Below are 20,802 nucleotides of genomic sequence, written 5' to 3'. Positions count from 1 at the left end.
CCGCCTGGGCAGTATGGCACGGTTCCGGCCGTTCAACGACGAGACGCGAAGTGTCGCGCCGCTACCCAAGATACCACGCCGCCGTAGCCGCCACCGTCACGGCCTCGCCGGGCGCTACAGTGGGCGCGGCCGTTTTCACCGTCAGTTGGCCGCCTTTGAGGGCTACGTCCACTTCGGAGTAGCTGCCCACAAACCGTACGGCCCGCACGGTGCCGGCTAGTCCCGGCGCATCCGGGTTGAGCTGCAGGGCCTCGGGCCGCACCAATAGCGGTTTGCGGCGGAGTTTCAGGCTGGCCTGCTGCGCCAGCGCCGTAGCCAGCGCCCCGGTCAGCAGGTTGTAGTCGCCGAACAGCCCGGCCGTGTACTCGTTGGCGGGCTGCTGATACACCTGTTGGGGCGAACCTTGCTGTACCAGCCGGCCCGCCTGCAGCACCAGCAGCTCCTCGGCCCAGGCCAGCGTGTCGGTAGGGTCGTGCGAAACGAGCATGCAGGTGATGCCCAGCTCGGCCCCGATATCCTCAATTACGGCTTTGAGCAGCTGCTTGTGGGCGCGGTCGAGGTTGGAAAACGGCTCATCCAGCAGTAACAGCCGCGGCGACCCCAGCAGCAGCCGGGCCAGCGCCACCCGCTGCTTCTCACCGCCAGAAAGCTGGTCGGTGCGGCGCGCCAGCAGATGCCGGATGCGGCACAAATCGTACAGCGCCTCGGCTTCTTCCACGGCCAGCTTGCTGGCGTAGCGGAGCACCTGCTCCACCCGCAACGAGTGCGGCAGCTCCGAATGCTGCGACAGATACGCCACGCCCGGATGCCCCGGAATCAGCACGTCGTGGGGCCCGCGCACGCGGCGCCCATCAAACGTGACCGTACCGGCCGTGGGCTGCACCAGCCCGGCAATCACCTGGAGCAGGGTGCTTTTGCCGGCCCCAGTTTCACCCGCAATGGCCAGCCGCCGTCCTTCCGACAGCGAGAAGCTGACATCCTGCAGCGCCGTGTGGCTGCTTTCCTGCACCGATATTCCCGCAACCTGCAATAAGCTCATAAGTACCCGCCAACTAACCATGCGGGCAACCTCTGCCCGCCCCGCAAAGCTACGCCGTTCAGCCGCGGGCCGCTCATAGCCGCCAGGGTATGCCGTTGGGATAATCGTTCGGGCAACGGCGGGCGGGGGCAGGCACCGCACCCTACGGGGGAGGGTCAGGTTAGCGGCAGGCAGCGAGAAGAACTGTTGTGGTAAGCCAGGCGCTGGCAGGCAATTTCCACGCGCGCCACTTTCTGCTCGTCGGTAGGGGCGGAGGCTACCCACGCCACCCAGGCTTGCTGGTCGGCGGCGGGCAGCTGCTGATAGGTGGTCAGGGCGGCCGGTACTTCGGCCAGGCATTCCGCAAAGTCCTCGGCCGATACCGAGAGTGGCGCATCCTCGTCGGCGCAGAGCAGCACTAGCTGCACCACGTCGCCGGCTTCCTTGCCGAGCTGCTTGCGGATAGCGGCGCGCACCGGCAGAAACAGCCGGCCCTTGCCCATCGACATCAGGCTGGCGTTGTAGAGCACGAAATCATCAATCTGCCCGCTCACCCGCAACTGGTTGAACCATGACTTGGGGGCCGACACCGTGGCCGGCAGCGGTGCATACGTCCAGCCGCCTTTGCCGGAGAATTTCTCTAGTTTCACCTCGGCGTTGAAGAGTTCGATGGGCATAGGGCAGGCCGCCTGGCAGTTTAGCTACTGCAAATACAACAGAATTTGTGCAGCCTGCCACATGTTGCCGTTACCTTCTACTGACAACCTGTTTTTCGCGAGGCCCGGCCCTCTTTAGCTGTTTCCCTATGCTGTATCTGATGCGTCTAGTAATGATAATAGGTGGCTTCTGGCTGACAACACTGGGGGCTAGCTGGGCGCAGTCGGCAGCCGTGCCCCCGCTCAACCCCGCCCAGTGGACCGACGAGTTGCGCGCCTTTGCCCGCCAGGACAGCCTCACGCCGCCGCCTGCCCGGCCCATCCTGTTCTATGGTAGCTCGTCGGTGCGCAAATGGACAACGTTGCGCGAGGATTTGCCGGGCCGCCCGGCACTCAACCGCGGCTTCGGCGGCTCCCGCTTCCCCGACGCCCTGCACTTCTTCGATAAGCTGGTGGTGGCCTACAATCCGCGCCAGGTGGTGCTCTACGAGGGCGACAACGACATCAATGCCGGGGCCACGCCGCAGGAGGTGTTTCAGTCGTTTCTGGCCTTTGAACAGCTAATGCAGCAAAAGCTGCCGAAGGTGCCGCTGGTGTTTCTGGCCATCAAGCCCAGCCCGTCGCGCTGGGCGCTCTACCCGCAGATGCAGGAAGCCAACCGCCTCATCCGCGAGTACGTGGCCGCGCACCCCAAGCGCCTGCGCTACCTCGACACTGCCACGCCGCTACTCGGCCCCAACGGCCGCCCCCGTCCGCAGTTCTACGAGTCCGACAGCCTCCACCTGGCCCCCGCCGGCTATGCGGTGTGGAAGCAGGTAGTAGGAAAGGGGCTGAAGAAGTAGCGCCTAACCCGAGCCAGTGCGGCCAGCAGGGGTGTCGGCTAGAAAACCTGCCCGATGCCGAAGTACAGCAACCGGTCTTCCCGGGAAATGCCGTAGTCCAGAAACACAATCGTCGACAGGTTCCAGGCCACCCGGCCCCCCGCCCCGTACGAGAGTTTGATGTTGTCGAAGCTCAGGTCCTGCCACCGGTTTCGGACCGTGCCGGCATCCGCAAACGGTGCCACGCCAAACCCGAAGCTCTGGCGGCCCAGCTTCAGGTCGGCCACGCGGATGCGAAGCTCGGTGTTGGCGAAAGCCACCGTACGGGCCAGAAACCGGTTCTGCCGATACCCCCGCAACGACTGCTTGCCACCCAGCGCGTTGATGCTGCCATCCGGGCTCCACTGGTCCTGAAACTCGAAGAAGGGCGCCTCCTTGCCGAAGATGGTGCCGGCGCCGGCGCGGGCCGCAAACACCGTCCGCCGGCCCACCGGCAGCTTCTGGTACAGGCGCCCCTGAAAAAACACTTTGTTGAAATTGAACTGCGAGCCGATGATTTTATTGGAAAATTCGTTGGCTGCTTCAAAGTACACGCCCTTGGTAGGGTCGGGCTCAAAGTCGCGGGTATCGTAGATCAGGGCCGTCTGCACGATGGAAATCCAGCCACCTTTCAACCCGAAGATGGTGCCCTGCTCGAAGTCGCGCTCCAGCAGCGACTTGCCGTTGGGGGCGCTGCTGCTGGCGCCGGTTTGCGGGTCTACCGCGTCGGTTTTGGTGCCCGTGAAGGTTTTGTACTGCAGGTTCTGAATTTCGTAGCCGCCCATCACCCGCATTTTCCCAGCCCCGATGGCGTAGTCGGCCTTCAGGTTGAGCATGTACTCCGTCTCCCGAAACCGGTTGGACAAGGCGTCCGTCACCAGAGCCGCTTCCCCCGCCTGGCCGGGCCGCAGCTGCTTGCGGGCATTGTCGTAGTCCTCGTAGGTCGCAAAGGTTCTGGTCGGGTCTGAGGGCAGCCGAAGCTGGCCCAGCGTGGCGTCGGTCAGCCCGAAGTACAGGTTGGTGGGGTTCTGCTGGGCCTTGAAATCCACCCGGTAGCGCCAGCGCGAGCCCCGGTAGTAGGGCACATCGGCGGAAAGCGACAGTTCGCGGGCATTGGAGGTGTAGTAAGCAACGTTGGCCTTGAGGTGCGCCAGGTAAGGCGTGTAGGCGAAAAGCGGATTGTCGCGCGTGCCATTCCAGTACACGTTGGACTTGATGCCCACCCCAAACCCCGTCACCGGATCAGACGACGCATCCGGCAGGCCCGTAATGAAAGTGCCTTCCCGCTTCTTGGCCAGGTCGGCATCCGACATTCGCTTAGACCGAATAAACGAAAGGCTATCCGGCTGCTGGGCGCTGGCGTGTGCCCCCACGCCAAGCGTGAATAGCAGCAGTGCAGGTAATCTTTTCATACAGGCGTTGTTAGGAAAATTTGGGCAGGATGGGCGGGTAAACGGCGTGCCGCCACTACTTGGTATGGCGGCAATTTGTTTGGGGCGCGCAAGATACTGCCGCACCGTACGGCGCGGTAGCTGGCGGGAGCGGCCGGTGTTCGAACGTCCATCCCAACTTGGCTGCCGCCCTCTCCCGGCTGCGCCAAGTGAGGCTTACGCTTTAGCAGCTATGCTACTTTAGCAGCTATGCTACGCGCATCTGTGCGGGTGGCACGGCTGGATTCGGGCCATGGCCCCTCAGTCGCAGGGCTTACTCGGCGCAGTTGGGTTAGGGGGAGGCACCCTCCACGCAGAGGCTGGTCACGCGTTACGCGGCGCTACAAGCGCGCCAGCATGGGGGCGAAGCATAATCAGAATGTACAGCTCGTTTCTTGCAGATGCAGCTATATCTTCGAAACTCTTGCAAATACATTTATTGGCTGTGCAAGCAATGAGCTGTCTACTCAACTTTTACATAGAACTCAATGCATATCTGCTCACTACGGGACTGGACGTGCCAATAGCTGAGCTAGGCTGTACGGATGCAGAAATAGAAGAAACAGAGAAGGAGTGGGGCGTCCAATTTCCCGAGGCCTACCGGCTTTTCCTGAAGTGGTGCGGCAAAGGCACGATGGAGTGGATGGGCGGTCAGGATTTCACGGCCGATTCCCTGGATTACAGCTGGGAATGCGCCACCACGTTGCTGGCGGAAAACAACGAAACACTCGCTGCACGAGACTTTGTGATTTCACAATGGCAGGGATATAACTTCTATACCATCCAATTGGGGACTGATAACCCACTAGTTACACTCTATATCATTAAGGGTTATGACCCGGATGCGCGTGGCTTGGACAGGATAGCGTATGGCAAGTTCACGGATTGGATAATCCAACAAATTAAAATAATGACAGAGCTCCGGCATAAACTGAGGCGGATAAATGGAGATGTTCCCGCCGTTTGGGCAGAGCTGGACCGCATTGCGCTGCTGGCAGCAGAGTAAGGAGTGGATAAAGTAGCACGACACTGCCACCCCGCCGTACCTTCGCCTGACCTAAACCGCGCGGCGGGAAACCAAACCCCCGCCCCACGCTGTTTAACGACCTATGGCCGACAATTCCGCTCTGCAAGTAGCCGCCCCCGCGGCTGACCCCATTGACCAGCTCGACCCGCGCGAGTTTATCCTTATCAAAAACGCCCGCGTCCACAACCTCAAGAACCTGAGTGTGGCGTTGCCGCGCAACAAGTTCATTGTGGTCACGGGTCTGTCGGGCTCGGGTAAGTCCTCGTTGGCGTTTGATACGCTGTACGCCGAGGGCCAGCGCATGTACGTGGAGAGCCTCAGCAGCTACGCCCGCCAGTTCCTGGGCCGCATGGACAAGCCCGACGTGGACTACATCCGGGGCATTTCGCCGGCCATTGCCATCGAGCAGAAGGTCAGCATCAAGAACAACCGCTCCACCGTGGGCACCAGCACCGAAATCTACGACTACCTCAAGCTGCTGTTTGCGCGGGTGGGCCGCACCTTCTCGCCCGTGAGCGGCGAGCAGGTGAAGAAGGACAACGTGGCCGACGTGGTGGACTACCTCATGCGCCTGCCCGCCGACACCCGCGTGATGCTGCTGGCCCCTTTGCAGCCCGCCCAGGACGGCCGCCCCATGAGCAAGGAGCTGGATCTGCTGCTCCAGAAAGGCTACAGCCGGGTAGTAGTAAACGGCGAAACCGCCTTCATCGAAGAACTCATTGCCGAAGGCCGGCCCGAAGTGAAGGGCGAAGTCTTCATCATGATTGACCGGGCCGTCATCATCCCCGGCGACGAAGACCTCACCTTCCGCCTCGCCGACTCGGTGCAAACCGCCTTCTTCGAGGGCCACGGGACGTTAGTTGTCAGTTATCAGTTGTCAGTTGTTAGTAACCAGAACGGCCTGACAACTGACAACCAACAACTAACAACTAAGCAATTCTCCGACCGATTCGAGCTGGATGGAGTGGTTTTCGAGGAGCCAAGCGTCAACTTCTTCTCCTTCAACAACCCCTACGGCGCCTGCCAGACCTGCGAAGGGTTCGGCTCGGTGCTGGGCATTGACGAGGATTTGGTGATTCCCGACAAAAGCATGACGGTGTACGAGGGTGCCATTGCGCCCTGGCGCACCGATAAGCAGAGCGAGTGGCTGAAGCCGCTGCTCAAAAACGGCATCCGCTTCGACTTCCCGATTCACCGGCCCTACAACGAGCTGAGCGAAGCCGAGCGCACCCTGCTCTGGAAGGGCAACAAGTACTTCGACGGCCTTGATACTTACTTTAAGTGGGTGAGCGAGCAGACCCACAAAATTCAGTACCGCGTGCTGCAAAGCCGCTACCGGGGCCGCACCACCTGCCCCGACTGCCGGGGTACCCGCCTGCGCAAAGATGCTCAGTACGTCAAGATTCAGGGCCAGAGCATCACCGATCTGGTTCTGTTGCCAGTGAGCTTGGCGCTGGAGTTCTTCCAAACCCTCGACCTACCCGAGCACGAAGCCAAAGTAGCCGAGCGCCTCGTGACGGAAGTAACCAACCGCTTGGAATACCTGAACCGGGTGGGTTTGGGCTACCTCACGCTCAACCGCCTCAGCAGCACGCTCTCGGGCGGGGAAAGCCAGCGGATTTCGCTGGCTACCTCGCTGGGTTCGGCGCTGGTGGGTTCCATGTACATCTTGGATGAGCCCAGCATCGGCCTGCACCCCAAGGACGCCGAGCAGCTGATTGGCGTGCTGCGCTCCTTGCAGCAGCTCGGCAACACCGTAATTGTGGTGGAGCACGAGGACAAAATGATGGAGCAGGCCGACCAGATTATCGACATCGGACCCGAGGCCGGCAGTGGCGGCGGTATCTTGCAGTTCCAGGGCACCTACGCCGAGGTCCTGACTTCCGACACCTATACCGGCCAGTACCTGAGCGGCCGCATGGCGGTGCAGGTGCCCAAAACCCGCCGCCCCTGGCGCAACGCCCTGGAGCTGACCGGCGCCCGCGAAAACAACCTTAAGAACGTGAGCGTCAAGTTTCCGCTGAACGTCATGACGGTGGTAACGGGCGTATCGGGCTCCGGTAAAAGCACCCTGGTGAAGCGGATTCTGGCCCCGGCCCTGCTCAAGCAGTTGGGCGGCGGCGCGGGCGAAGCAACGGGTAAGTTTGACCGCCTCACCGGCGTAAACGGCCAGGTAACCCACGTGGAGTTCGTCGACCAGAACCCCATCGGCAAGAGCAGCCGCTCTAACCCGGTTACCTACGTAAAGGCATACGACGCCATCCGGACCTTGTTTGCCGATCAGCAGTTGGCCAAAGCGCGCGGCTTCAAACCCTCGCACTTTTCCTTCAACATCGACGGGGGCCGCTGTGAGGTGTGCCAGGGCGAAGGCCAGGTGAAGATTGAAATGCAGTTTATGGCTGACATCTACCTGACCTGCGAAGCCTGCGAGGGCCGCAAGTTCAAGCAGGATGTGCTGGACGTGAAGTATCAAGACAAGGCCATCAACGACGTGCTCGACATGACCATCGAGGACAGCATCACGTTCTTCAAGGAGCAGCCCAAAATTGTGGAGCGCCTCAAGCCGCTCGACGACGTGGGGCTGGGCTACATCCGGTTGGGGCAGTCGGCCAACACGCTGAGCGGCGGGGAGGCCCAGCGCGTGAAGCTGGCCTCGTTCCTGACCAAGGGCAATACCCTGCAGAACGATAAAATCCTGTTCATCTTCGATGAACCCAGCACCGGCCTGCACTTCCACGACATCAACAAGCTGATGACGGCCCTCAACGCGCTGGTGGAGCAAGGCAACTCGGTGCTCATCATCGAGCACAACATGGACATCATCAAGTGCGCCGACTGGCTGATCGACCTCGGCCCCGAGGGCGGCACCAATGGCGGCCACCTGCTCTTCGAAGGCACTCCCGAAGACATGGTGAAGCTGAAGGGCACCAACCACACCGCCCGCTTCCTGGCCGAAAAGTTGTAGGAGAATGTAGAGACACAAAGTGTTGCGTCTCTGCACCGTTCAACCAGGAACCACAGTTCTTACCGCCCTCAATTGGCCTTGCGCTGGTTGGGGGCGGCGTTGTGTCTGGGAGTTAAATATTCTGACTATTATATACTTGTTGTAGCCTATAAAGGCGTTAACTTATAGGTGGATAACCAAGCGTACGCCGGGCCATGATGATAATGGAAAATCCGATGCTGCGGGTACAGCACGATGCGGCTACTGGCTTGCTACGGGTTGGGTGGCGGGCTGGCCAAAAAGTGCAGGGCTTCCGGCCGGCGCTGGAGTGGCTGATGGCGTTCAGCCGCCGCAAGCAGGTAACCAACTGGCTGGTAGACATGCAGGGGGTGCCTCCGCTGGGCCACTCCGAGCAGAGCTGGATTGCGCAGGAGTGGTTTGCGGCCATGGCTACCACGCCCGTGCAGCATCTGGCCCTGGTGTTGCCCCCCGACCTGCACAACTATCTGGTGGCTACTGCTCCCGTCTACGACAGCTCACTGAAGCTGCCCTTCGAGCTGCACTTTTTCCTAGACGTGGGGTCAGCCTTCAACTGGCTGCTGGAAGCGGCCCCGCACCGGCAGCAGCTGTGGCAGGAATGGCAGCAGGAACCTGCCCGGTTTGCTGCCACCACACTGCGGGTTTTCTGAAAGAGCGGCGCAACCCGCATTCGGTTAACATTGCGCAAGCTCGCCCGTAGACGAAAGCCTGCATCTATTTGGTTTATGCCTGCCCACTCACACTCCTCTCCCGCCTCCGGCCACACCTGGCGCTGGCTGGCCGCCGCCGCTATTCTCGGCAACATCTTCCTGAACTATTACGCCAACGCCTTTCCTTTCAACGGGCAGACCATGGGCGAGGTGTCGGCCAAGTACCCGACGCTGCTCACGCCAGCGGGCTACGCGTTCAGCATCTGGGGCCTGATTTTTCTGGCCCTGACTTTCTACGCCGTCTGGCAGCTGCTGCCCGCCCAGCGCCACCTTTCCCTGCCCGATGCCGTGGCGAAGCCGCTCACGCTGGCCAGCGTGGCCACGGCCGGCTGGGTGGTGCTGTTTGCCTACGAGCACATACTTCCTAGCGTCGCTACTATGCTCGTGATTCTGGGCGCCCTGATAGTAGTATATGGCCGGGCGCGGCATCGGGTGCTGGACCATAGCGCCCCGCGTTGGGTAAGCGTGCCGTTTGCGTTGTATCTGGGCTGGATTTCGGTGGCCGCCACCATCAACATCACCATCGGGTTGCGACAGTTGGGCTGGCAAGCTGCCGAAAACTTCACGGTGCTCCTGACGCTGGTGCTCCTGGCCGTAGTAGTGGGCTTGGGGCTGCTATTGAGTCGTGAGCTCCGCGACGAAGTTCCGGCGCTGGTGGGGGCGTGGGCGCTGCTGGCTATCTGGGTGGCGCGCCGCCCCGAGTACCCCGAGCTGGCCTGGGCAGCACTGGCGGGTGCCGTGGTGGCGGCAGCGGGCAGTTTCGTGCTGGCCTCGCGCCGCCGTCGGCAGGCGCTGGGTGTATGAAATGTCCGTAATTTGGCCACTCAATAACTCTCTTCTCTACTCGACTTTTTTATGCGCAAGAACCTCGTTGCCGGCAACTGGAAAATGAACATGACCCTCCAGGATGGCCTGGCGCTGGTGTCTGAAATCACCAACATGGTGCAGGATGAAGTAACCGGCTCCGCGGTGGAGGTGGTTATCTGCCCGCCGTTTCCGTTTCTGTCGGCCATCGGCAAGCAGCTGCCCGAGGGTGGTCGGTTCCATTTGGGGGCGCAGAACTGCCACCAGAAGGAAAGCGGCGCCTTCACCGGCGAGGTGTCAGCCAAGATGCTGCAGTCGGTAGGAGCGGAGTACGTGATTCTGGGCCATTCGGAGCGCCGCCAGTACTTCCGTGAAGACGACCAGCTGCTGAGTGAGAAGCTGAAAGCCGCCCTGACGGCCGGCCTTAAGCCCATTTTCTGCGTGGGCGAAACCCTGGAAACCCGAGAAGCCGACGAGACTTTCAAGTACTTGGAGAAGCAGCTCAAAGACGGCCTGTTGCACCTCAGCAACGAAGAGTTTGAGCAGGTAGTTATTGCCTACGAACCCATCTGGGCCATCGGGACCGGCAAGACGGCCACCAGCGCCCAGGCCCAGGAAGTGCATGCCTTCATCCGCGAGCAGATTGCCCGCGCCTACGACGCCGAGGCAGCCCTGAATACTACCATTCTCTACGGCGGTTCGGCCAATGCCCAGAACGCCCGCGAGCTGTTTAGCCAGCCCGACGTAGACGGCGGCCTTATCGGTGGTGCCGCCCTTAAGTCGCGCGACTTCACCGAAATTATCAAGTCGTTCTAACTGTCATTCCAAGTGAAGCGAGGAATCTGGGATTCGCACAAGGCGTTAACCTAGATTCTTCGCTTTACTCAGAATGGCAACGAACTTATTTCGGCCGGATAATTGTCGCAAGGACACGCTCTAACCGTACCCTATGCTTTCCACCCTATTACTCTCCGGCTTGCTTGCCCTGAATCCGTTTGCGGACGCTCCGTTGCGGGTGCCGTTTGTGGCAGCGCCAACGATAGTGTCGCTGGAGCCGTGCCGGCTGTACGGCTCGGTGTACCTGGAGCGTGACCCTAACCGCCGGGGCTTCTGCTTCGGGGCGGTGTACGAAGAGCCGGAAGAAGCCTTTGCCGACGTGCTGGTGTTTCCTGAAAGCAACAAGCTCTTCGCCGACAAACCCGGCCTGTGGTACTTCACCGAAACCCGCGACTTCGCCGACTATGTGCTGTTCGTGTCCCCGAACCGCGGTCTGGCCGATTTCAGCATCAGCTATACTAAAGTGCGCTCCTTCGCCGGCTGCCGCAAGCAGTAGCCAGCAGTAGCGAGAAGTCATAAATCAGAAGCAGGACGATAGAAGTGAGAGGTGAGACTTTTGTTCAGGTAGCCCAGCCAATGGGTACTGGAACGAAAGTCTCACCTCTCATTTTTCCTGCGAACTTTGCGGCCCCGGTGTACCCGGATAACCTGAATTCCTCCCCTGACTATGGATTTTGTTGAAGTGCGCGTGCTGGCCCCCCGGGAACTGGCCGACATCCTGGTGGCCGAGCTGGCCGAAGTCGGCTACAGCACCTTTGAAGACAACGACGAGGGCTTTTGCGCCTACATCGACGAAGACCAGTTTGCGGCCGACGCCGTCAGCGAAATTATGAGCCGCTACGAGGGCCAGGGCGAGCTGGGCTACGAGCACCGCGTGATTACGCGCCAGAACTGGAATGCCGAGTGGGAGAAGAACTTCCAGCCGCTGGTTATTGCCGAGAAGGTGTCGGTGCGGGCGCCGTTTCATGAGGCCCGACCCGATCTGCAGTATGAAATCGTCATTATGCCGCGCATGTCGTTTGGCACCGGCCACCACGATACCACGGCCCTGATGATCACCAACCAGCTCGACGTAGACCACCAGGGCAAGCGCATGCTGGATATGGGCTGCGGCACCGGCATTCTGGCCGTTATGGCAGTGCACCTGGGCGCGAGCTACGTGCTGGCCGTGGACGTGGAGCCCTGGACCGCCGAAAACGCCGCCGACAATGCAGCCGAAAACAACGTGCAGGACAAAGTGGAAGCCCGCCTTGGCGACATCACCGCGCTGGAAGGCGAGGCCCCGTTTGATATCATTCTGGCCAACATCAACCGCAATGTGCTCCTTGAGGACATGGGCGCGTATGGCCAGTATTTGAAACCCGGCTGCCCCATTCTGTTTTCGGGGTTCTACGAGGAAGACCTGGCCCTGATCCGGGCGGCCGCTGAGCAGCATGGCCTGCGCTACGGCAGCCACCGCACCCAGAATCATTGGGTGTCTGCCATTTTTTATCAGGCATAATACACTTCGCCACCAGCAAAAAGAAGGCCCGCACTACCAAATAGTGCGGGCCTTCCTGCGTGAGGAATCAAAAGAATGCTACAAGCACAAAGCCAGCCATTCCTCGTCGGAGAGGCCGTAATCAACGGGGTTTTCGTGCACCAAAGCTTTGCTGTTAAGAGCGGGCAGCACGTCCTGCGGCGACACCAGAAAGTGGCGGGCCAGCCGGTCGAGGGCGGCTTTGCCGCGGCGTACGATGACGGTGCCGCACTCGGGCCGCACCTGCACTTCTGGATCTACAAGCAGCAGCATTTCCTTCCACTCAGTTACAGTGGCAGAAGACTTGCCCAGGCGTTGCGTAATGTCGTCACGCAGCGTCTGGACGGCGCGCAGCAGCGCGTTCGGGGCAAGGGCAGAAAGCCGGGAAGCAGCGTTTAGCATAAGACAAGTCCAATGAGTGAGTTCCGCTTATAAGATACGCAGATGCACTCCGAAAGATACCGTTTTAGCTGAGCCACCCAGTAAACTTTACGAGAAATTTCTGTGTCTGAAGTGTAAATATTTGCCTGTGGCAAAAGGCCAAGGTGTGCAGTCGGTTAAGCCCTGTTTGTAGGACCGTAGGCGAGGCAAATAGTCCAAAACCAGCAAAATAGCGGAGCAGGTGCCACCAAGCCTCCGAGTATGCCGACTATTAACGAAATTGTAGGCGACTTATCAGGTTTCGACGAATTTTTCTATGAAGCACTTCGCTTTCGGGTGGCTTAGCGCCCTGCTGCTGGCACTGAGCATGCCCGCCTTGGCCCAGCAGCCCAAGCCGCAAACGCCTGCCCGCCAGCAGCCTGCTGCTGCTCCGGCGGCGGTGCCGCGCTTTAACGGCAAGCTCTCCGCCGACCCCACACAGTTTATCCAGGATGTGCAGCTGATGATGGCGGCCACCAACAATGCGGCTGCCAAAAACACTGCCGCCAAACTGCAGCAGCTGTGGGGCAGCAACAAGCTCACGGCTACGCAGCAGTCCACCATCGTGGCCCTGGCCCAGCAGATGCAGACATTGGGCTACAAGCCCCGCCCGCACCTGGAGGCGTTGTTCGGAGCCATTGTGGCGGGCGCTACCGTACAGAACTTCACTGACCGCCAAACCGATGAGCTGCTGGATGTCCTCACCAAAACCGTGCGCCGCGACCCGGGGCCGGAGGCATCGAAGTTCATTGTCAGCACCGCTCAGTTTCTGGATACCAAGGTGCTGTACCGCTCGCGCTACAGCGCGCTGCGGGTAGTAGGCGGCAGCTTCTCCTTTGCCTACAACGACCAGGACATGCCCAGCATGGCCCCGGCCGTCGCGCCAGCCCCGGCGCCCGTGTCGGCCCCCGTCCTGACGCAGCCGCTGAACACCAAAGCCGGTGCCAAGCCCGCCGCCAAGAAACCCACCAAAAAGCGCAGCTCCGACGGCTGGGACACCGCTGACCTCTGGAGCAGCGGCAGCAGCAGCGGCTGGGGCGACAGCAACGACGGCTGGGGCACGCCTAAGAAAACCACGGCCAAAGTCGCGTCGGCCAAAGCAGGTGCTGCGCCGACAGCCGCTCCGGCTCCGGAACCAGCCTATGAGCCCGCGCCGTACTATGACAGCTACCTGGCACCGCCTACCCGCGGGCCGGTATTGCTGCTTAAAGATGCTGACCTGTTTATTTCCAGCGCCTCCGACTCGGTTACCATCACCAAAACCAGCGGAGCCGTGCTGCCGCTTACCGGCAAGTTTGTAGGCTACGGTGGCCAGTACGCTTGGCAGGTGAACGGCAACCCGGTTACGGCCGACCTCACCACCTACGACTTCGACCTCAACAAGCCGGAGTTTACGGCCGAGCCCGTAACACTCACGTACCCGGCGGTGCTGGAAGCACCGGTGAAAGGGGCCTTGTCGTATAAGAGCGTGAAGAAAAAGACTGGTTCAACCGACTCCGGCTACCCGCGCTTCATTTCGCTCACCAACGACGCCCGCGTGAAGAACATCGGCGAGAATATCCGCTACTATGGCGGCTTCTCGCTGGCGGGCAGCCGCACGCTGTCGGCGTCGCTGGACGGCTCGTTGTCGCGCATTTTCGTGGACGTGGACGGCAAGCCCAAGTTCCGGGCCGACAGCCGGGCCTACGTGCTCGGCGACTCGGTTATCACGGCGGAGCGGGCCTCGGTGTCGATTTTCGAGGACAAGATTGACTCGCTTACGCACCCTGGCGTGAAGCTGAAGTACAACAAGAAAACGCAGGTGCTGCAACTGGCGCGCGAAGCCGGCCTCTACAAAACCACGCCGTTCTACGACTCTTATCACCAGATGGAAATCACGGCCGAGATGCTGACCTGGCCCATCCGGACGCCCGATATTCAGTTCTCTATTCTGACGGCCAAAAACCAGGTGACGGCCAACTTCGAGAGCAAGGAGTTCTACACCAACACCCGCTACCAGCAGATCAAGGCCATCAACAAGCTGCATCCGCTGCAGATGGTGGTGGGCTACAGCGCCGAAAACGGCAACCGCAAGCGCTTCACGGTGCAGGAAGTGGCCGATTTCCGCAAGCTCAAGCCTGAAAACGTGCGCTCGGCCGCCGCTGGCCTCGCCCGTGACGGATACGTGGACTGGAACCCGCAAACCCAGCAGATTACGCTGCGGCCCAAGGCCATGCACTACGTGAATTCCAGCCGCGGCAAAAAGGACTACGACCACATTGCCATCAAGAGCCTGTCGCCATCGGGCAAAAACGCCACGCTCAACCTCAATTCCAACGACCTGATTGTGCGCGGTGTGGACCGCTTCAACTTCTCCGACGACTCCGTAACGGTATTCGTGAAGCCCGATTCCAGCATCATTCGGATTCAGAAAAACCGCGGCATCCTGTTCAACGGCACGGTGGTGGCCTCGGCCTTCGTGTTCAAGGGCAAGGAGTTCAAGTTCGACTACGACGGGTTCTTCATTGATCTGGCCCAGATTGACTCCATCATCGTGAAGGGCAAGAACTCGAAAGGCTCGGTGATGAAGGCGCGTAAGGACACCGACTTTACGCTTACCAACAAGAAGAAAACCTCGACCGGCAAGCTCTACATCAACCACCCCAACAATAAGTCGGGGCGCAAGAAGCTAGGCGCCTATCCATCGTTTGATGCTACCACCGGCGCCTACGTGTACTTCGACAAGCCCGAGGTACTGGGCGGCGCCTACGACACGACGGTGTACTTCGATATTCCGCCGTTCAAGCTCGACTCGCTCAACAACAAAAACCGCTCGGCGGTGGGTTTCAAAGGCACGTTCGTGAGTGGCGGCATCATGCCCGACATGAAAACCAAGCTCAGTCTGCAGGAAGATGGCTCGCTGGGCTTCACCTACGACCTGCCCAAAGAAGGCGTGCCGCTATACGGTGGTAAGGGCCGCCTGTTTAACAAGGTGAAGATGAGCAACCGCGGCATCCAGGGCATCGGCGACGTGAAGTACCTCACCAGCACACTCAGCTCCGACCAGTTTATTTTCTACAGAGACTCCGTGGTAACGGTGGGCAAGGCCGGCACCATTCTGCCGGGGCCACTGAACGGTACTGAGTTTACGAAGGTGAACCTGCCGCCGGGCTACCAGATGAAGTGGGCCATCAAGCAGGACTCGATGTATTTGAGCACCCAGGCCGGAACGCAGGGCAAGCCTATGCTGCTCTACGGCGACCAGTACGGCTTCAAAGGTGTGGCTACGCTCACGCCGGGCGGCCTCTACGGCGACGGCCGCATCGAAGGGCCCCAGTCATTTATCCGCTCCACCCAGATTGCCTTCAAGCCCACCAGCTATAGTGGCAAGCAGTCCACGCTCAGCATCAAGTCGGCCGAGCCCAACAAGCCGGCCCTGACGGCCAACAACGTGGCCTTTGCCTACGACGTGAAAAACGGCAACACCGTCTTTGCCCGCGAAAGCGACGACAACAAGTCCAGCATCGACCTGCCGTATTCCGACTACAAAACCACGCTGTCGGGCGGCGTCTGGGACTTCAAAAAGAAGCTGGTGCAGCTGAAGGTAGCGCCCGGCGCCGACTCCACGCGCTCCTACTTCTACTCGACCCGCAAAGACCAGAACGGCCTGAAATTCCGGGCCGCTACCGGCCAGTATGATCTGGCCCGCTACCGCCTCGTGGCCGGCGGTGTGCCCTACATTGCCTCCGCCGACGCCTGGATTTCGCCGGACTCCAGCAAGGTGTATGTGCTGGCCAACGCTCAGATGCGCACCTTCCAGAACGCGGGCATTGTGATGGACACACTAGCCAAGTTCCACAAGCTCTACCAGGGCGAAATCAAGGTGTTGTCGCGCAACGCCTTCACCGGCAACGCACTGTATAGCTACAAAAACGCCTCCGCCGACTCGTTTGCCATCAAGTTCGCCAACTTCCAGATCGACTCGGCGGCGGTGGGCATGGCTACGGCGAAAGGCACTAAGCCGGTAGCCGCCAAAAAAGCGGGCCTGCTCAAGCGCGGCGACGACAACAGCGGTGCGCCCCTGTCGCCGCCCACTACGGCCGTGGCCACCATCGATGCCAAAGACAAGTTCCATTTGGCTCCGCGCATTGCCTACCGGGGCGGCGTGAACATGAGCTCCAAACGCAAAGGCTTCATCTTCGATGGGCAGGCGCGGCTGGAGTTCAGTAAGGTGCCTACCGCTGCCGAGTGGTTTGCGGTGCAGGACTCCATTGACCCGAAAGCCATCCGGCTGCGCATTCCGGAGCCCGGCGTGAAGGCCGCCGACGACAACCTGTTTACGGGCCTGTTCCTGTCGGATGGCACCGGCAAGGTATACCCGCTGTTTGCCGGCCCCAAGCCCGATATCATCGACCGGAACTTCTTCCAGGCGGGCGGCACGCTGGCTTTCGACCAGAAAAAAGGCGTGTATACCATTGCCAATCACGATCTGGCCGACCCCAACCAATACGAAGGCTCGGTGCTGAGCTTCATTGATTCGTCGTCGGCGCTGAGCTTCCGCGGCAAGCTCAACTTCATCAACTCCAGCAAAGACTACGGCATCACGGCCTCGGGCGTGGGCACCGCCCGCCCCGATAGCAACCGCTACTCCATCAACAGCTTCCTGACCTTCGACATCAACCTGCCGGAGAAAGCCGTGGAAGCCATGGCCACCGACATGGCTACCAACACCAAAGGCGCCCCCGAAGCCCTCGACGGCTCGCAGGAAGAGCTATACAAGCTGGCCGAGTTCATGGGCAACAAGGGCGTGCAGAGCTACGCCGAGCGCCGCGGCAAGTACGAGCCGCTGCAGAAACTCTCGCCCAAGTTGCTGCACACGGTGGTGCTCAACAAGGTGAATCTGCGTTGGAACGAGAAGTTCAAGGCTTGGCACTCGGTGGGCAAGATTGGCCTCGTGAGCATCGGTAAGAAGGATTTGAACGCGCTGATTGACGGCTACATTGAAATCCGGAAAGGCGAAAACAACACCGACGAGGTGAACCTCTACCTGGAAGCCGAACCCCAGACCTGGTACTTCCTGAAGTACTCGGGCACGGCGTTGCTGGCCAAGGCCCAGCACGGCTCTTTTGACGAAATTGTGGGCCGCGCCGCCAAAGGCGACTACAACACGGCCACGCAGTATGGCTTCTTCCTCGGCGACGACCAGGAGGTGCAGCAGTACCTGACGCACTTCCGCAAAGACTACCTGCGCGAAGACCCCAAGAAGATCAAGGCGCCGATATCGTCGGCGGCGCAGAGCACCGGCAACTTCGACTTCGACCAGGATAACGGCAAGAAGAAAAAGAAGAAAGGCAACGAGCCCGCCTTCGACGCCGACGGCATGCCGATTGAGGAAGCGCCAGTAGAGAAAAAGAAGAAGAACAAGAAAGAGGAAGCCGCTTTTGGCGCCGACGAAACGCCGGTGGAAGACACCAGCAAGAAGCCCAAGAAAGCCGCCGAGCCGGTAGCTGCCGAGCCCGCCGCCAACGATGAGCCCGCCGTCGACCCGAAGCAGGCCAAAAAGGAAGCCGAGCGGCTGAAGAAAGAAGAAGAGAAGAAAGCCAAAGAGGACGCCAAGAAGAAGAAGTCCAAAGAAGACGACCCCTTCGGCGACTCGTAAGCAACCAGCGCCCCGGCTCCCAAGCCGGGGCGTTTTGCGTTTTGTAGTTTTCGGGTTTCCTGCTCCCGGCCCGACGCCACTGGCGTCCGACCGGTTGTCGTACGCGCCACCTGCCGGCCGCTGCCCGAATCAGGCCCACGCAAACAACAGCAGCTGGTGGCAACCGGTCGGACGGCTGCTACCGTCGGACCGGGAGGATGGGCTTCAGTCGTACGGCGTGCGGAAGCGTATGCTGCACTTTCTATCTTTGGCCTTCTCTCGCTCTTCCCGCCCATGAATCTTGCTATCATCCTCGGCCTGCTGCTGGCCGCCTACCTGCTCGGCTCCATTCCCACGGCGCTGTGGGTGGGGCAGCGCTTTTTCGGCCTCGATATCCGGGAGCATGGCTCCGGCAACGCCGGCGCCACCAACACCTTCCGGGTGCTGGGCAAGAAGCCCGGCTCCTTCGTTATGGCCATCGACGTGCTGAAAGGCTGGGCCGCTACTTCGCTGGCCCAGGTGATGCTCAATCAGGGCGCCATCACGCCCGGTCAGCTGCTGTATTTCCAGCTGGCGTGTGGCATTCTGGCCATTGTGGGGCATATCTACCCGGTGTTTGCGGGGTTCAGGGGCGGCAAGGGCGTGGCCACGGTGCTGGGCATGATGCTGGCCATTGCGCCCGCCACGGTGGGCGTGTGCGTGCTGGTGTTTCTGGCGGTGCTGGCTACCACGCAGTACGTGTCGTTGAGCAGCATGTCGGCTGGGGTGGCGTTTGCGCTGCTACAGCTGCTACCGGCGTTTCGGCCGCAAAACCCGCTGCTGGTGTGGTTCGGGTTTATTCTGGCGGCGCTGCTCGTCTACACCCACCGCGCCAACATCGGGCGGCTGCGCAGCGGCACCGAAAGCCGCGTGCCGCTGCCGTGGAAGCGGAAGTAATTGCCTTTTCATAAATAGTAATATGTCACCTAAGGTCTGTAGTATTTTATTGCTTTTGTGCATGTCCTGTGCGGATATGAAAACAGATTTAGATAAATATCCAGAATTTAAAAGCGAATACGTTAAATATGAAATTAAGTCATATATGAAGAGAAATAATTTAAAAGATGCTGTTTATTATATTAAAATAAGCAAGTCAAATGATACTACAAGTATTGAAATGTCTTCTTTTATACATAGAGAATTTATTGATATAATGCGGCCATGTGCTGTGATGAATGCATATGGGGATTCTATTCTGATAAAGCATAGTGACTGTGAAAAGGCTAAAGTGTCTAATTTTATCAAGAGTTTTGTGAATAGCAATCTAAAAAGTTACGAACCTATTATGAAAATAGGAGCTAATGGTGATACCGTCGAGTGCCACGAAAATGTATTTTATGATCCTGAGGTAATGAAAATATATTTATATGGTGGTATGATGAACGTTATAAAGGCTAATGATATGTATATAAGCAAGTAGCTATTGCTTCGATTACAGCATATGCTGCCTCTCAACTACCTTTACCCCCGAATTCCCACTAACCCCGCTTCCCGCATGGCTTCTCTCCTCGAACAGCACCAAGACCGTTTTCTGAGCGAACTGCTCGACTGGCTGCGTATTCCCTCGGTTTCGGCCGACCCCAAGTTCCACGGCGACGTGCTGAAGGCCGCGGAGTTTCTAAAAACCCGCTTCGAAGAAGTAGGCCTCGACAACGTGGAGCTGTGCCCCACGGCCGGCAACCCCATCGTTTACGGCGAGAAAATCATCGACCCCAGTTTGCCTACGGTGCTCGTGTATGGCCACTACGACGTGCAGCCCGCCGACCCGTATGAGCTTTGGGATTCGCCGCCGTTCGAGCCCGTTATCAAAAACGAGAAGATCTACGCCCGCGGCGCCTGCGACGACAAAGGCCAGGTGTACATGCACGTGAAGGCCCTGGAGCTGATGAACCTGGATGGTGGCCTGCCCTGCAACGTGAAGGTGATGGTGGAAGGCGAAGAGGAAATCGGCTCCAGCAACTTGGGCATCTTCGTGCGCGCCAACAAGGAAAAGCTGAAGGCCGACGTCATCCTGATTTCCGATACCGGCATGCTCGCCAATGACGCGCCCAGCATTGAGGTGGGCTTGCGCGGCCTGAGCTACCACGAAGTGGAAGTGACGGGCCCCAACCGCGACCTGCACTCCGGCATCTACGGCGGCGCCGTGCCCAACCCCATCAACGTGCTCTGCAAGATGATTGCCTCGCTGCACGACGAAAACAACCACATTACCATCCCCGAGTTCTACAACAACGTAGCCGTGCTGAGTGCCGAGGAGCGCGCCGAACTGAACCGCGTGCCACACTCCGACGACGAGTTCAAGCAGAGCATTGGCCTGAAAGACGTGTACGGTGAGAAAGACTATACCACCGTGGAGCGCATCGGCATCCGGCCCACGCTGGACGTGAACGGCATCTGGGGCGGCTACACCGGCGAGGGCGCTAAAACGGTTATTGCCTCCAAGGCCTTTGCCAAGATTTCGATGCGCCTGGTGCCCAGCCAGACCTCTGACGAAATTACGGCTCTGTTCCAGCAGCACTTCACCCGCATTGCCCCGGCCGGCGTGACGGTGGTAGTGAAGCCCCACCACGGCGGGGAGCCCGTCGTGACGCCTACCGACTCGGTAGCCTACAAAGCCGCGGCCGACGCCATGGAAACCACCTTCGGCAAGCGCCCGATTCCGACGCGCGGCGGCGGCTCCATCCCGATTGTGGCCATGTTCAAGAGCGAGCTGGGCGTGGATACCGTGCTGTTCGGTTTCGGCCTCGATTCCGACGCCATCCACTCACCCAACGAGCACTACGGCGTCTTCAACTTCCTGAAAGGCATCGAAACTATTCCGCACTTCTTCCGCAACTACGCGGCAGCCATGAAGGCGTAGAGGCTAGCAGCACCACTTAAAT

At 59.8% G+C, this 20,802-nt stretch carries 16 protein-coding genes; 12 read left to right on the top strand and 4 right to left on the bottom strand.

From position 1 onward, the window contains the following. Positions 1-61: 61 nt before the first annotated feature. Together H8B14_RS03490 and H8B14_RS03485 are read right to left on the bottom strand one after the other, a co-directional pair. Positions 62-1,039 carry an ABC transporter ATP-binding protein gene (locus H8B14_RS03490; protein ID WP_187314194.1) on the bottom strand — a complete coding sequence of 326 codons (978 nt, stop codon included), beginning with the start codon at positions 1,037-1,039 and terminating at the stop codon, positions 62-64. Positions 1,040-1,194: 155 nt separating this feature from the next. Further along, positions 1,195-1,695, bottom strand: coding sequence for a YdeI/OmpD-associated family protein (locus H8B14_RS03485; protein WP_187314193.1), 501 nt, complete (start codon positions 1,693-1,695; stop codon positions 1,195-1,197). A 140-nt stretch (positions 1,696-1,835) separates the two neighbouring features. Between H8B14_RS03485 and H8B14_RS03480 the strand changes: the two genes are divergently transcribed. After that, on the top strand, positions 1,836-2,516 hold the full coding sequence (locus tag H8B14_RS03480) for an SGNH/GDSL hydrolase family protein (protein ID WP_261989857.1): 681 nt from the start codon (positions 1,836-1,838) through the stop codon (positions 2,514-2,516). A gap of 38 nt (positions 2,517-2,554) precedes the next feature. On the opposite strand, the gene omp85 is transcribed toward H8B14_RS03480, so the two are convergent. Continuing rightward, a complete protein-coding gene (gene omp85, locus H8B14_RS03475; protein WP_187314192.1) occupies positions 2,555-3,946 on the bottom strand; it encodes an Omp85 family outer membrane protein in 1,392 nt (463 codons plus the stop codon). 397 nt (positions 3,947-4,343) lie between these two features. On the opposite strand from omp85, the gene H8B14_RS03470 reads away from it, so the two are divergent. The 7 genes from H8B14_RS03470 to prmA all read left to right on the top strand — a co-directional run bounded on the left by H8B14_RS03470 (position 4,344) and on the right by prmA (position 11,826). Then, positions 4,344-4,970 (top strand): SMI1/KNR4 family protein, encoded by a 627-nt coding sequence (locus H8B14_RS03470; protein ID WP_187314191.1) that lies wholly within the window; start codon positions 4,344-4,346, stop codon positions 4,968-4,970. Between the two features lie 103 nt (positions 4,971-5,073). Next, on the top strand, positions 5,074-7,956 hold the full coding sequence (gene uvrA, locus H8B14_RS03465; protein WP_187314190.1) for an excinuclease ABC subunit UvrA: 2,883 nt from the start codon (positions 5,074-5,076) through the stop codon (positions 7,954-7,956). 203 nt (positions 7,957-8,159) lie between these two features. Beyond that, positions 8,160-8,624 (top strand): hypothetical protein, encoded by a 465-nt coding sequence (locus H8B14_RS03460; RefSeq protein ID WP_187314189.1) that lies wholly within the window; start codon positions 8,160-8,162, stop codon positions 8,622-8,624. Positions 8,625-8,699: 75 nt separating this feature from the next. After that, the gene (locus H8B14_RS03455; protein WP_187314188.1) at positions 8,700-9,488 is read left to right on the top strand and encodes a hypothetical protein; all 789 of its coding nucleotides are present in this window, start codon (positions 8,700-8,702) and stop codon (positions 9,486-9,488) included. A gap of 51 nt (positions 9,489-9,539) precedes the next feature. Next, positions 9,540-10,304, top strand: coding sequence for a triose-phosphate isomerase (gene tpiA, locus H8B14_RS03450; protein WP_187314187.1), 765 nt, complete (start codon positions 9,540-9,542; stop codon positions 10,302-10,304). A gap of 133 nt (positions 10,305-10,437) precedes the next feature. Next, complete coding sequence (locus tag H8B14_RS03445; RefSeq protein ID WP_187314186.1) at positions 10,438-10,821, top strand: DUF6150 family protein; 384 nt, start codon at positions 10,438-10,440, stop codon at positions 10,819-10,821. A 171-nt stretch (positions 10,822-10,992) separates the two neighbouring features. After that, complete coding sequence (prmA, locus tag H8B14_RS03440; RefSeq protein WP_187314185.1) at positions 10,993-11,826, top strand: 50S ribosomal protein L11 methyltransferase; 834 nt, start codon at positions 10,993-10,995, stop codon at positions 11,824-11,826. 78 nt (positions 11,827-11,904) lie between these two features. On the opposite strand, the gene H8B14_RS03435 is transcribed toward prmA, so the two are convergent. After that, positions 11,905-12,246: a hypothetical protein gene (locus tag H8B14_RS03435; RefSeq protein WP_187314184.1), complete on the bottom strand. Its 342-nt coding sequence runs from the start codon at positions 12,244-12,246 to the stop codon at positions 11,905-11,907. A gap of 295 nt (positions 12,247-12,541) precedes the next feature. On the opposite strand from H8B14_RS03435, the gene H8B14_RS03430 reads away from it, so the two are divergent. From H8B14_RS03430 to H8B14_RS03415, 4 genes are all read left to right on the top strand, one after another. Next, positions 12,542-17,902 carry a hypothetical protein gene (locus tag H8B14_RS03430; protein WP_187314183.1) on the top strand — a complete coding sequence of 1,787 codons (5,361 nt, stop codon included), beginning with the start codon at positions 12,542-12,544 and terminating at the stop codon, positions 17,900-17,902. A gap of 273 nt (positions 17,903-18,175) precedes the next feature. Next, entirely contained in the window at positions 18,176-18,817 is a 642-nt protein-coding gene (gene plsY / locus H8B14_RS03425) for a glycerol-3-phosphate 1-O-acyltransferase PlsY (RefSeq protein ID WP_187314182.1), read from the top strand. Between the two features lie 76 nt (positions 18,818-18,893). Continuing rightward, positions 18,894-19,340 (top strand): hypothetical protein, encoded by a 447-nt coding sequence (locus tag H8B14_RS03420; RefSeq protein ID WP_187314181.1) that lies wholly within the window; start codon positions 18,894-18,896, stop codon positions 19,338-19,340. A 75-nt stretch (positions 19,341-19,415) separates the two neighbouring features. Continuing rightward, positions 19,416-20,780: a dipeptidase gene (locus H8B14_RS03415; protein ID WP_187314180.1), complete on the top strand. Its 1,365-nt coding sequence runs from the start codon at positions 19,416-19,418 to the stop codon at positions 20,778-20,780. Positions 20,781-20,802 lie beyond the last annotated feature (22 nt).

The sequence above is a fragment of the Hymenobacter puniceus genome, from assembly GCF_014333525.1.
In the GTDB taxonomy this organism is placed as follows: domain Bacteria; phylum Bacteroidota; class Bacteroidia; order Cytophagales; family Hymenobacteraceae; genus Hymenobacter.
This window is presented reverse-complemented; position numbering and strand designations above follow the sequence as displayed.